Source organism: Bacillus sp. FSL W8-0223 (assembly GCF_038006805.1).
GTDB classification, from domain to species: domain Bacteria; phylum Bacillota; class Bacilli; order Bacillales; family DSM-4216; genus Bacillus_O; species Bacillus_O smithii.
Genome location: NZ_JBBOVX010000001.1, coordinates 2,082,029 through 2,094,954, shown reverse-complemented (window position 1 = coordinate 2,094,954; position 12,926 = coordinate 2,082,029). Strand labels below are relative to the sequence as shown.

Here is a 12,926-nt window from a genome sequence, read left to right as displayed (position 1 = left end):
AACCGTTGATACGATAAGGGAAAACGACGTTGACGATTCTTCATCAAGTAGGTGATGTGATGAAAGATTTCCCGATTCGGTTTGTATTGACAGATGAAGCGATTACCCCAAGTGCTGAGCTTGCTCTCGTTGGCTACTTACTCCATCGAACGAAACTGGATAAACGGGTAAACGCACTTCGGCTTCCAACGGTTCGTCGAGAAGTGCACATTTCCCATAGCGATGTCATTCGCTCGATGATTGGCTTGCTTGCCACAGGAAAAACGGATTTCGATCATATCGAAGCGTATCGTCAGGACGATATCTTTTCGGCATCGATGGGGATTCAGCACGTGCCTTCCTCTCCAACCTTGCGACAACGACTCGATCAGCTCGCTTGTCTTCCGATGACCGAAACGATTCTTTGGGAGGAGTCCATACGTCTGTTGATTCAACGACATGCCACTTTGTCCCCTTGTTGGACCAAAGGAAAGACGACATGGCTTCCCCTTGATATAGATGGTTCCCCATTTGACAACTCCGATACGAAAAAAGAAGGAGTCAGTCGAACGTATAAAGGATTTGACGGTTTTACACCGTTGTTTGCGTATGCAGGGAAGGAAGGGGATCTCGTTCATGCCGAGTTGCGTCCAGGGAAACAACATGTGCAAGACAACATGCCCTCGTTTTTAGTCACCGCTATCCGTCGAGCTCGTCAACTGACTTCATCTCGTCTGCTTGTTCGCATGGATGCAGGAAACGATGCAGAAGCGAATGGGCACGTATGCCTAAAGGAAGACGTGGACTTTGTCATCAAGCGAAACTTACGCCGAGAATCGAAAGCGCTTTGGTTCCAGATCGCTTCGCAAAAGGGCAAACGTGTCGATGATGGACAAAGCGAAGGAGTACAAACCTATGAGCTATGCCTTCCACAGAAGGCAGCGATCGATGGAAACACGTATACGTACGTTCAAGTCACCCAAGTGACGGAACGGACGATGGAACGCAATGGACAGCTGATGCTCGTTCCTGATTATGAAGTGGAAAGCTATTGGGTGCGGCTCAAAGGATACGAGCATGTTCGAATGAGCAATGTGCTCGCGTTGTATCATGACCATGCGACATGCGAACAGTTTCATAGCGAACTGAAGAGCGACTTAGATTTAGAGCGGCTTCCATCTGGGAAGATGAAAACGAATGCGCTCGTGTTGGTCATGGGAGCCTTCGTTTACAATCTTCTTCGTCTGATTGGACAAGATCTATTAAGCGATCCGAGACATCCGTTGCACCACAAAGTGAAACGCCGCCGCATCAAGACGATTATTCAGACGGTGATCACGATGGCAGGGCGACTCGTCCGTCGATCACGACAGATCTGGATGAAACTGACGCGAAGGAGTGGCTATAGCGAGCCCCTACTGAACGTCTATCAGAAATGGAGAGAGGCAAGATAACGAACGAATGTTCGGGCACTGATGTCCAACGTCACTCCCTGTGCTTTTTTGTCTATTTTTTTGGTTCGTATACCTAAAAAAAAGATTTGTTCCATTTTCGGAAATAGAGATGACATAGGTCATAAGCATAAAAAGGGTTTTATGGATTATCAATCCATCAAAATTACAACAAAATCAAAGTCGATTTCAATTCATCACGGATTCAGGATTAATACATTTACATGATGTCATCTTTCTGTAAGATTCTAATATTTATTTAGTTGTTTGCGATCCTTTTTTGTACCTGTTATTTTTTAAATATCCATTCCGATTTCATTCAGTTGTTGAAATTACCCTTGGAATATTCTGTATATTTAAACTGGCACCGATTTTCCGAAAATGTCACGGGAACAGAAAAAAGAATTGTTGCTCGACAAGGTCATTCACGTTTATTGGTTTATCTAGGGGAATGAACAGGGACAAATCTTAGATCTGGATTTTAATATTCTATATCTTGCCATGAATGTTCACTCCATCCTAAAGTTTTGATATTGGAAAAATTAAACAGATAATCAAAAGTCGGATAATTTTTTAAAAAATGTACGCTTAGTAGAAACGAAATTAAACTTGCTAACCAAAAAGAGAACTTATCGGATTGTTCTTCTACTATTTATTGTAAGAGAACTAAAGCGGCAAAGAAAGCATGTCCTTGTCCGGAAAAAAGGGATTCTGCCTTAAAGTGAGTAGCTTTCTGTATAACTTGTTCCCTGATATAGGTACCAGTTCATGCGAATATGTTGAACCGCTTGGGCTTCGATATCTATCCATAGGATAGTATCAAAAAATAATTTTGCAGCGGTAAGTCGAAGGCGTGGAATGTAAACGCTTCTCTAATGTTTTGATTTAAGCGCATTTACTTTTCCGCACTAGTCAGTCGCTGCTGTCTCGTAATGAAGGTACTTAGTCTTTTATTCATTCAGTGTTTGGCTTCACAACATGATAGGGGTGAGCAAGCCATAACTTTTGAACAATCTATCTGTTCGACTTGAAATTTTATAGATTGTGGAAGTTCCCGCTGAGCATTGTTAGAACCTCATGAAAATCTTGCGGAGAATGGCCCGGAACCAATGAAGCTCAGAACAGATTGATAAACAAGCAACTCGTAACGCCGGTTTCCAATAAGTAACAAGAAGCCATCCTCTTTCATTCTACCAAAATTCACGTAAGGAAACAGTATTCCTGAGCGTCAAAGAAAGGAGTGAGTCAAATGGCGGTTCGTAAACAACGCATCACTCCATTAGGGTGGAAAATCAAGCAGCGATTGGCAGAACTAGAAATGACCCATAAGGAGTTTTGCGCTCAGCATAAAATTCCGTTAAGCCGTCTTTCTGAAATTATTTCAGGAACACGCCAAAACCGAAAATATCGAGACCAAATTTTAAGAGTGCTGGAAATCGAAGAGGAAGGTCAATCGCATGCCGAACAAGTGCACCATGTCGGTTGAAATTGAATACAAGTGTTGACAAAACAAAAATATAACAAATTAGATGGAGAATCATGGATTAGATAAAAAAGCTTTAGAACATTCAAGGCGAATCAGGGAAACCGCTTTTTCCGCTCTTGTCGATCCTTTTCGTATCATGGCTATCCATGTTGATGGCGAAGAGAGGGTGCGGTCGAGCTAAGTGATTTTGCATACAAGCTTGCTGTTATCGGGCTGGTTGGATGATAGGTTTCAACTGGCATTATGTGTATACGAATTTCAATCAGATATTAAATCATCCTTATATTTTTAAGTTGAATAGTAGCAAATTTTGTAATAAAATGTTAAATCGTTGTAATTTATAGGTATTTATTCCTGTTAAATGCTTACATAATGTAACGAGGTGAAACATAGGTGATATTCAAAAGAACACAACAAGAAAACTCTCATTTTCATTTTGAAAATGGGAAAGGGGATATAAGTATCGCAAAAGGCAGTGAAATTGAAAAGCAATTAATCATGATCGACCTGACAGAAAAAGATTTATATATTATTCATGCAATACAGCCATTCGTAATCGAAAAAATAGACTTTATTGTTGACAGATTTTACAAAAACTTGGAAAATGAACCTTCGCTATTGAAAATTATTAATGATTACAGTTCAATAGAGAGATTAAAAAAGACACTAAGACAACATATTATTGAAATGTTTAATGGAAGAATAGATGAGTCTTTTATCGACAAAAGGATTAAAATTGCGCATATGCATGTAAAAATAGGTCTTCAAACGAAATGGTATATGTGTGCATTTCAGGATCTATTGTTAGCCCTAATGGATATTATCCAACAAAACATTATGGATAAGGAAGAGTGTTTTCTAGCTATAAGAGCCGTCTCAAAAATTTTAAATCTAGAACAACAGTTAGTATTAGAGGCATACGATGCTGAATCTGAAAGATTAAAGGAAGAGGCTGAGGAACAAAAAAGGTCAGCGCGTCATAACGTTGCAAGTGCTTCGCAAAATCTGGCCGCCATCTCAGAGCAAACAAATGCTTCTTTCCAACAATTAATCTCGCAATCAAATGAAATCGTTTCACTTGCAAAAAACGGAACTCAGCTGTCTTTGATCGCAAAAGAACGCGCCGAAAAAGGAAAAGAACATATGCAAAAACAGGCATTCATCATGTCTAACATTTATAGTGAGGTTGATGATATATCCAATGATGTCCAAGTATTATTAGAAATATCGAAACAAATGCAAGAAATAGTTGGTATTGTGACTGGCATTGCTGACCAAACCAACTTATTATCGCTAAATGCGACGATAGAGGCCGCAAGAGCAGGAGAATCGGGTCGCGGTTTTGCTGTTGTGGCTGGCGAAGTTCGAAAATTGTCCGAGCAAACAAAGAACTCTGTTTCAAAAGTATCGTCTCTAATTCAAAATACTCAAAAACAAGTGGAGGAACTTAACAATTCGCTTGAAAAAATAAAAACAGAAGTGAATAATGGCAATCAAAACATGAATGAAACAGAGGAACGCTTTGAGCAAATTTTAGATACGATGGTTGAAACAATGCGACAAAACAATAATATAGAGACGGAATTGGTTTCCTTTGTAAACGTGATAGATGAATTAGGGAAAGCGTTTGAAGAAGTGTCTCTCTCCGCAGATAGATTAAATATGATTACACAAGAAATGAGTTAATATTTGAAAGAAAGAGATCAAAATTTTACGAAATAGTCTATGAAGATTTTTGAATTTAGGAGAAATTGTAATTATAACTGTATTTCTTTATAATCAAGTTTTTTCCTTTACAAAGAGATTGTACTTGTTGTAAATCGACATGGAATAGGGAGCGAAAAGCTGCCTATATGCAAGAATCGAGCGATGTGCCGTTGGTACGTTGTCTCGGTTCTTATTTGTTTGAAGGTAAGGCAGATGCACATCGTATAGTAAAAAAACTGTCAAAAAGGCTGATTATACAGTTAGTGAAGCGATTCAGAAGGTAGGAATCATTCACCTGTGTCTGTTCTGATGGATACTCAGTGATTTAAAAATCTCGAATCAACAATAGATGGTTGAATTCATTGAATAGCAACATATATTTTGTCGTCGACCCCTAATAGCGCACAAAACCCAGAGGATCGACGACAGTTTCTTTTACTCTTTCCTTCTTACAACCATCAGCTATTCTCTCTATTGACGGAATTTTCAAAATGGAGTATCCTGAACTTGCCCTGCTTTGAAAATTGTTAATGTATCAATGCATTTTGGGGTTTTTATCTTAACTATGAGGAATTGAAACATCGGCACATCTCCATAATATCGACGAAAGAGCTGAAGTTTTTATCTTAACTATGAGGAATTGAAACTAGCGTGCGAAGTGGTAGGCGTTGACGATCAGACCGGGTTTTTATCTTAACTATGAGGAATTGAAACCCTATCGTTTTTATCTTAAATTTATTTTTATATTCGTTTTTATCTTAACTACGAGGAATTGAAACGAAAGTAGGGAAATACAATGCGACTTACGATCATAATGAGGGGACGAGATAACTCGGTGACCCTCCCGCTTCATTATCAACAACAATTGCAAGGTCTGCTATATCATTCTTTGAAAAATCCGAGGTTTTCTCAGTTTTTGCATGAGAAAGGATTTCGCAAAGAAAAGCGATCGTTTAAGTTATTTACGTTTAGCCGTCTTTTCGGTCCTCATCAAGTAAACTTGGAACGAAAGACGATTACATTTTATGATGAATTTCATTGGCATGTCGGCACGCTATTGCCCGAGCTAACACAAGATCTCGGGCAATATTTGTTATTGTCTCCAGATGTGCAAATAGGTGGACAGCCTGTGGAAGTAAAGAAAATTGATGTAGAAAAGCGAGATATTAAAAGTGAAGAAATTGAAATAGAAATGCTTTCGCCCCTAACGGTTTACAGCACATACGAAATTGTCGACGGAAGCAAAAAAACGCAATTTTTTAGTCCATATGATGAAGTATTTTCCCATTTAATCGAATTAAATTTCCGCAATAAATATGAAGCGTATTACGGCATTCCACCGAAAGAACGGCTGTTTATCGAACCTATTCGTGTGACAGAAAAGCATAAAGTTGTGACGATCTTTAAGGGATTTTATATTACTGCTTGGCTCGGACATTATCGTCTTCGTTCGTCTCAAAACAACTTAACCTTTTTGTATCGTGTCGGTATTGGCGGAAGAAATTCCCAAGGTTTCGGCATGTATCGCCTTCTTTACGAACGCTGACTACTCCCTTGTTTGCCCTTGACTTTAATTGTGCAAAAAAGTGAGGGGGATCGACGACACTTCTTTTTTCTCTTTTGTTCCTACAGCCGTCTGCATCCCTTTTTACTGACGGAATTATATATGAGGTATTGGAAACGTATATAAGTTAATGTCCAGAATGTTTTGGACATTATTTTTTTATTTTATAAGAAATTGAAACTATCCTTAATTCCTAGTCAGTCCTTTTTGTTGCAGTGCAACTATATGGATTCATCCGTTACAAAATGTGGATTTATTAGGCATTACTGTTTTAATGGGAATTGAACAGATTGTGTCAAAACTATCTGATTATAGGATTTTTTTAGTTTTATTGTAAATTTTTGTTGATATATGCAGAGAAAATTAGTTAAAATTTGGGTAGTTAATTGGAATTAGTATAAAAGTAGTGCTATACAGAAAATCGTGTTTCCGCTGTTGATAGTTTTCTAAAGTTTCTTAATCAAAAGCGGTGATGATGTAATTGCTGAACGAAAATGTATCAATATATCGTCATTACATGCGGAATTTCCTTATTGACTGTAGCAAACATTTTCAATAAATCGTGATGAAACGATGGCGGAAATATCACCGTTTTTAAATGTATGGTGCTAAGCTTCGCAAAAAAGAAAAACTGAAAACTGGTCGAGCGGACGGCGATCGTTTTTCGTGACGCAAATAGTAGAAGGTCGGACCGTTCAGACCTTTAACAAGTCTATTGGAAAAGTATTTTCAAGCTAATATACAAGGAATATGAAGCTTCACAAGGACGCGGACTTTATGAATACTGGTCGGAATTTTTGGATATTACAAATAATTTAATGACGGTGGTGAAGTAAAACGAAATGGCTCGAAATGTTCTATTGTCTTTTCTAGGTCGAAATGATTACGAATATTGTTTTTATACTTATCGCGGTCAGCGCTCCAGTTATACGCGTTTTGTTCAAACTGCCATTTACGAATTGTTTCGAAGTGAAGAACCAATGGATGTGATCATCTTTGCAACGAAGGAGGCAAAAGAAAGCAACTGGAATGATAAAATTCGTGACGGGCAACAAGTGGAAGGGATCAAAACTGCTTTCCAAAGAATCGCCCCAGAAGCGACCGTCAAGCTTGTTGAAATAGAAAGCGGTCAAGACGAATCCGCCAACTGGAAGCTATTTGATTCCATTATCGCGGAAATTGGTGAAGGGGATACGATTTACTTCGATATCACCCACAGTTTCCGATCGATTCCATTTGTTGCGCTAATTGTGTTAAATTACGCACGTTTAGTAAAAAAAGCGACGATTGGAGCATTGGCATACGGATGGTTTGAAAAATTAGGGAGACCAAACGAAGTGAAACAGCTTTCTCCTGAACAGCGGCTTGTGCCGATTGTGGATTTGACGAATATGGCGGAATTGCTTGACTGGACAAACGGGGTCGACCAGTTTTTACGAACGGGAGATGCGTCTCTCATTAAAGAATTGACGGCGCGCGAAAATAGAAAAGTGTTTTGCGATGCCAATGCAAGCCCGCTATTGAAAAAGGAAGTGGCGGAGCTAAATAAATTAGCAAAACAGTTAGATCAAACTGGAAAATCTATTCGTACATGCCGAAGCTTGCAAGTGGAAGAAGAAGTGGAAAAATTCCGCTATCAGCTTGAACAAGTCCGTCACTCGCAAGCGGAGGCGATTAAACCGCTTGTTCCGATATTGGATGAAATGGAGAAGAAATATTCGAATTTTGGCGGCAATACGATTATCAATGGATGGGAAGTAGCGCGCTGGTGCGTAGATAACGGGCTAATTCAATCAGCGTTAACGATGTTATCGGAAAATGTTGTTACGGCAATCTGCCGTGCGTTTCAGCTGAAAGTCACTAATGTGGAGATCCGAAACGACCTTCATTCCACCATACGGATTATCATACGGAGAACGAAAAAAGAAGAATGGGAAGTACATAGCGATCCATTTGTCGAGGAAATGGTAGAAAAGCTGCTTCCGTATCGGGAATTGCTGAAACCGTTTGGAGAAGTAGCGGAACTTCGCAATGATATGAATCATGCGGGAGTAAGAGAACGTCCGTTAACAGCCGATCGATTTGCCCAGCGTGTGAAAACGTTATTAGATGCGATAAAGCCATTTTTTGAGGAAATGGCGGTACTTTCACAATGAAAATGAAATAAAGGGGAAAGAGTGAATGGTTGATAACGAACGGTTGAAAGCGTCAGCAATCGTAGAATCAATGTACAAGTTGAAATTGATAACACCAATGGCGATGCATGGCGCCAACGCAAAGGAAAAGGCGGAATTCCGTATTTTCTCATTGCGCGGAGTGTGGCGTTATTGGTGGCGAACGCTTCAGGAGGAAAAAAATCATGCATCGTTGCTAGAGCAGGAAGAAGAATGGTTTGGCGGAACACAGGTGAAAAAGCAAAAGTCTCCAGTTAGTTTGCTTTTACCTCGGCCATTAAGCGGTTCAAAAGGAGAAAGCGTCCTTCCGCATCGAACAAAGTCGTCGTTTGCGATTAAGACGATTTCAGCAGGACAAGAAACAGCCGTCATCATGCGGGCATTGCGAAGACATGAGCAGCTGTTGGAAACGTATGAATTATATTTTCAGTACATGCTTCATCTTGCTGGAATGGGGCAGCGAGCGCGGCGCGGATTTGGCGCGGTACAATGGGAAGAACATCGTTGGAAGACGGTCGCGGATTTCGCGGCTAGCTTACAAGATGTGCTTATTCGATTGGGGCAGAGTGAGAGGTTTCAGTTTGCCGACAGTGGATGCATCGTAAAGCTCAAAGGAGAAGTTCACACTTGCCATCCAGTGTTGTCAGCGGTTTGGGTCGGTGAAGGACAAAAAACGCCGCAAGAAGTGTTAAAGCGCTTTGGCGAAGCGTCGCACAGGGCGAACCGCTATGGACGGTTAGGCGCCGTTCGTCCGAAACGATTCGCTTCGCCGCTGTGGTGTACCGTGCGGAAAATCGGGGATTTGTATTACCCAATCATCACCGAAGTAGAGGCAGATAGCTCTGTATATAAACAACCACAGTATCAACGAGATCGAGATTTGTTTTTGGAAATAGCTGGGGTGAGGGTATGAGCAAACGGCAATTGGTGATTTTTACGGTCGGACCAGTGCAGTCATTTATTGCATCGGCGCGGAAAACGGAAGATTTTTGGAGTGGAAGTTACATCTTATCTTACCTTGTGCGCGAAGCGATGAAAACGCTGTATCAAGCCGACCCGCATTGCGAAATTGTATATCCTCTCGTTTCCAAAGAAGAATTGGAAAATCCATCATCGCGCCGTCTCCATATCGCTTCCATTCCGAACCGATTTACGTCAGTTGTCGAAGGGGAAACGGAAAAAGCAAAAGCGATATTGCAAGAAACGGAACAAAGCGTGCGAAATGTATTTTGCGATTTTTGTTTTCAAGCGATTGATAACGTGTTTCCGTTTCTTTTAGATCATGAAAAAGAAAAGCTGAAGACAACGACAGAAGCGCAAATCCGCTCGTTTTTGGAAATTTATTGGGTTGCCGAACCTTATGATGAAACGGCATCGTTTAAACAAATTCGTGAGCGCGCCGAGCGGCGGCTAGGGGCGTTGAAAAACGAAAAGCGTTATGAATCCGTTCCTCAACACGGTTTAGTTTGTACCGTTTGTAAAGAGCGGGAAGCGTTATGTTTGGAGGATATAGACGAGTTCAACCGATACGGTACGATGAAACAAAAATTGGAAAGAACATGGGAACGATGCGCGGGAATATACAAAGAACTGGAAGAAAATTCAGAACAAGAGCAATATGTTGGAAGAATAAAAAATAATGAGTTTTTGTGCGGTATTTGTCTTGGCAAACGCGTTGCGCGCGATTACTTCACCCCGATCTTCAAAGCAGCAGGAACAAAGTTCCGGACTTTTCCATCCGTAATGGAAATCGGTTCAGGGAAATATTATGCGATCGTGATGATGGACGGCGACAATATGGGAAAATGGTTTTCAGGAGAGAACAAGGAAGACTATAGCCGCATCAGCCAAAAGCTTGCGCATTTTTCCCAGGAAGTTGTACCGAACATCGTTGAGACGGACTATCATGGCCGGCTTGTATATGCGGGTGGGGACGATGTTCTCGCTTTCGTTCCGGTAGATGAAGCGTTAAAAATAGCTGAGGAATTACGTTTTGCCTTTAGCGATGAAAAAAAAGGATTAGGAAAAGGCGCTACTGCTTCGGTCGGGCTGATCGTTGCCCATAAAAAGGCTCCGCTGCAATTAGTGTTAAATGAGGTGCGAAGACTAGAACAAAAAGCAAAAAACTATTACTCGGAAACTACGAAACAACAAAAAGATGCGTTGGCGATCGCCGTTCACACTCATTCGGGAGAGATTTCGGAGGCGGTATTGCCATGGACCGTGGAACAGGAAAAAATCACCGATGAGTTACATCAATTTCTCTCACTGTTAAAGGAATCGCTATCACCAACGTTCATTCATCATTTTACACAAGCTTTTTATCCTCTTTTACACGAAAAATATCATCTGAAGTGGGAAAACAAGGAAATGGTTCGGACAGAATTGCGCCGATTGTTGAAACGATCGGTGAAAGAAGGCGCAAAAATAGATAATCTTGATTCGCATGTGGAAACACTTATGAAACTGCATGATATAGTACCAAGCGGATATGACTTTTTGTATCTGTTGAAAATCTTAACCTTTTTCAAGCGGAAGGAGGGAACGGAAGAATGACAAAATTAACGTTGACGCCGGTAGATACGTTTTTTTTCAAAAACCATCGTGTTACGGAAGCAGGAGAAGATACAGTGATGGAGTCGATGTTCCCTCCGCGACCAAACACGATTTACGGAGCTTTACGTGCCGCGTACATTCACACGCATACTACGTTTGATGAATTTGTTCGTGAAACTGATGAACATGTGAAAAGATGGATGGGAACACCAAATCAACGCGGGGAATTTCAATTACAATATTGCGCACTGACATATAAACAAGATATTCTTCTTCCGTTGCCATTAGATTATCAAGTAATTGAAGAAAAAAATTCTCTAAAAGCGTATCCGTTGCTGCTTTCAAAGGATGAAAAGCCGTCTTCGCTGCAAGGAAAGTGGCGGCTTGCTTCTACAAGACGAGAAAAAACGAAAAGCTCCCAACATCAGTATGTTTCTTTGCGTGAATGGAAGCATGCCATTTTACACGAAGCGCCAATATCATCTCTTATTTCATTGTCGAAGTTAGTCGTGCGAGAAGAGAAGGTAGGTATTCGATTGGATAGAGAGAGCCGAACTGCTCAGGAAGGACATTTATATCGAGTCACGCAGGGGCGTTTTCGTGATGACGGAGCTCTTGCGGTTTACATTGGAAACGGGCCAGATTTTTCGAAAGTGAAGTTTGCCCGCATTGGCGGCGAAAATCGCCCGTGGATTATTCAGCGGTCAGAAGAAACATTTACATTATGGGACGAAAAAGAGCAAAAACAACTAGCGGAAAAAATAGCACAAACGAAAGTAGCGAAAATTATTTTCTTATCACCAGCGATTTTTGAAAGAGGTTCGCGCCCGCACGATTTTGACGACGAAAAGATGACATTGCCGAATGGCGTGACAGTAAAGTGGCTCACCGCTGCCATTGGACGACCAGAGTTATATGGCGGCTGGGATATTGTCCGTCATCGTCCGAAACCGCGAAAATGGATGGTTCCTGCTGGTTCGGTCATTTACGTAAAAGTGGAAGAAGACGACATTTCAAAATTACTGTCGGTTGCCAACGGAATGCATTTTACCGATGAAGGGGCAGAGGAAGGGTTCGGATTTGCCGTCATTGCAAGTGCAAGTAAAAATGAGGAGGAGTTGTAATGTATTCAATCGTACGTCCATTTTTTCTGCATGCTGTGACATCCGTTCACGCTGGAAGCGGAAGTGAAATCGGATTAGTCGATTTGCCGATTCAGCGCGAAAAGCATACAGGGTTCCCAAAAATCGAAAGCTCATCGTTAAAAGGAGCGCTGCGTTACCATATCACGGAGTCGTTAAAAGAAAAGGGGAAAAGCAAAAAACTAGAATTGATATTTGGCTCAGAAAAAGGAGAAGAAAACGAAACACAGGCGAGTGCGATTGCGCTTAGCGACGCGCGTTTATTATTGTTTCCGGTTAAATCGCTCCGCGGCGTGTTTGCGTGGATTACATGCCCACAAGTGTTAGAGCGGTGGAATAATGAAATCGCACTTTATGAGTACAGTATCGATCCGCTGCCAGTGCCAAGCCCGAATACAGTGAGTTCTGATCGACTCTTTTCGGCGAATAAACATATTGTATTGGAAGAATATGCATTTGATGTAACCGTTTCTGATGAAGCCAAACAGTTGGCAGAACAGCTTGCGAAATTGCTTTCTGACCATGTGCAAATAAACATTCAAGATCGTCTTGTTGTATTATCTGATGATGATTTTACTGATTTTGTGAAATTGTCAACCGAAGTAAATGCTCGTATTAAAATAGACTATGAAAAGGGAACGGTAGATAGTGGCGCTCTTTGGTATGAAGAAAACGTTCCGCCGGAAACGATTTTTTATAGTTTACTTTACATCGGGAATGTACGTGGAAAAGGAATGGAAGGACTTCAAAAAGCGGAAGAAGTGGAAACCTTTTTAGTGAAAGAAAATACGTTCCCGAAAGTATTTCAGCTTGGCGGCAATAGTACGTTAGGTCGAGGAATTCTTCGGACGATTTGGGTATAAAAGG

General features: G+C 40.9%; 9 protein-coding genes and 1 pseudogene. All 10 read left to right on the top strand.

Annotated elements, in window-relative coordinates; translation table 11 throughout:
- Nucleotides 1-59 precede the first annotated feature (59 nt).
- The 10 genes and pseudogenes from NST81_RS10180 (at nucleotide 60) to cmr4 (ending at nucleotide 12,922) form a co-directional block, all read left to right on the top strand.
- A complete protein-coding gene (locus tag NST81_RS10180) occupies nucleotides 60-1,433 on the top strand; it encodes an IS1380 family transposase (protein ID WP_341030484.1) in 1,374 nt (457 codons plus the stop codon).
- 1,246 nt (nucleotides 1,434-2,679) lie between these two features.
- The gene (locus tag NST81_RS10175) at nucleotides 2,680-2,916 is read left to right on the top strand and encodes a hypothetical protein (protein ID WP_340397635.1); all 237 of its coding nucleotides are present in this window, start codon (nucleotides 2,680-2,682) and stop codon (nucleotides 2,914-2,916) included.
- A 393-nt stretch (nucleotides 2,917-3,309) separates the two neighbouring features.
- A pseudogene (locus NST81_RS17655) lies at nucleotides 3,310-3,840 on the top strand (protoglobin domain-containing protein); the annotation flags it as partial.
- A 219-nt stretch (nucleotides 3,841-4,059) separates the two neighbouring features.
- Nucleotides 4,060-4,602: a methyl-accepting chemotaxis protein gene (locus tag NST81_RS17650; protein ID WP_412677269.1), complete on the top strand. Its 543-nt coding sequence runs from the start codon at nucleotides 4,060-4,062 to the stop codon at nucleotides 4,600-4,602.
- Nucleotides 4,603-5,419: 817 nt separating this feature from the next.
- Nucleotides 5,420-6,169, top strand: a complete 750-nt coding sequence (gene cas6 / locus NST81_RS10165; RefSeq protein WP_327824166.1) for a CRISPR-associated endoribonuclease Cas6 — start codon at nucleotides 5,420-5,422, stop codon at nucleotides 6,167-6,169.
- 860 nt (nucleotides 6,170-7,029) lie between these two features.
- Nucleotides 7,030-8,343 carry a TIGR02221 family CRISPR-associated protein gene (gene csx2 / locus NST81_RS10160; protein WP_327824165.1) on the top strand — a complete coding sequence of 438 codons (1,314 nt, stop codon included), beginning with the start codon at nucleotides 7,030-7,032 and terminating at the stop codon, nucleotides 8,341-8,343.
- Nucleotides 8,344-8,368: 25 nt separating this feature from the next.
- The gene (cmr1, locus tag NST81_RS10155) at nucleotides 8,369-9,274 is read left to right on the top strand and encodes a type III-B CRISPR module RAMP protein Cmr1 (protein ID WP_327824164.1); all 906 of its coding nucleotides are present in this window, start codon (nucleotides 8,369-8,371) and stop codon (nucleotides 9,272-9,274) included.
- Complete coding sequence (gene cas10, locus NST81_RS10150) at nucleotides 9,271-10,917, top strand: type III-B CRISPR-associated protein Cas10/Cmr2 (protein ID WP_327824163.1); 1,647 nt, start codon at nucleotides 9,271-9,273, stop codon at nucleotides 10,915-10,917. The genes cmr1 and cas10 overlap by 4 nt, the downstream gene beginning before the upstream one ends.
- A complete protein-coding gene (gene cmr3, locus NST81_RS10145; protein ID WP_341029708.1) occupies nucleotides 10,914-12,041 on the top strand; it encodes a type III-B CRISPR module-associated protein Cmr3 in 1,128 nt (375 codons plus the stop codon). Before cas10 ends, cmr3 begins: the two co-directional genes overlap by 4 nt.
- Nucleotides 12,041-12,922 (top strand): type III-B CRISPR module RAMP protein Cmr4, encoded by an 882-nt coding sequence (cmr4, locus tag NST81_RS10140; RefSeq protein ID WP_327824161.1) that lies wholly within the window; start codon nucleotides 12,041-12,043, stop codon nucleotides 12,920-12,922. Before cmr3 ends, cmr4 begins: the two co-directional genes overlap by 1 nt.
- Nucleotides 12,923-12,926 lie beyond the last annotated feature (4 nt).

Excerpts from the sequence above, each read along its gene's own strand:
- NST81_RS10180 (WP_341030484.1), top strand. The coding sequence starts at position 60 with ATGAAAGATTTCCCGATTCGGTTTGTATTGACAGATGAAGCGATTACC.
- NST81_RS10175 (WP_340397635.1), top strand. The coding sequence starts at position 2,680 with ATGGCGGTTCGTAAACAACGCATCACTCCATTAGGGTGGAAAATCAAG.
- NST81_RS17650 (WP_412677269.1), top strand. The coding sequence starts at position 4,060 with ATGCAAAAACAGGCATTCATCATGTCTAACATTTATAGTGAGGTTGAT.
- cas6 (WP_327824166.1), top strand. The coding sequence starts at position 5,420 with ATGCGACTTACGATCATAATGAGGGGACGAGATAACTCGGTGACCCTC.
- csx2 (WP_327824165.1), top strand. The coding sequence starts at position 7,030 with ATGGCTCGAAATGTTCTATTGTCTTTTCTAGGTCGAAATGATTACGAA.
- cmr1 (WP_327824164.1), top strand. The coding sequence starts at position 8,369 with ATGGTTGATAACGAACGGTTGAAAGCGTCAGCAATCGTAGAATCAATG.
- cas10 (WP_327824163.1), top strand. The coding sequence starts at position 9,271 with ATGAGCAAACGGCAATTGGTGATTTTTACGGTCGGACCAGTGCAGTCA.
- cmr3 (WP_341029708.1), top strand. The coding sequence starts at position 10,914 with ATGACAAAATTAACGTTGACGCCGGTAGATACGTTTTTTTTCAAAAAC.
- cmr4 (WP_327824161.1), top strand. The coding sequence starts at position 12,041 with ATGTATTCAATCGTACGTCCATTTTTTCTGCATGCTGTGACATCCGTT.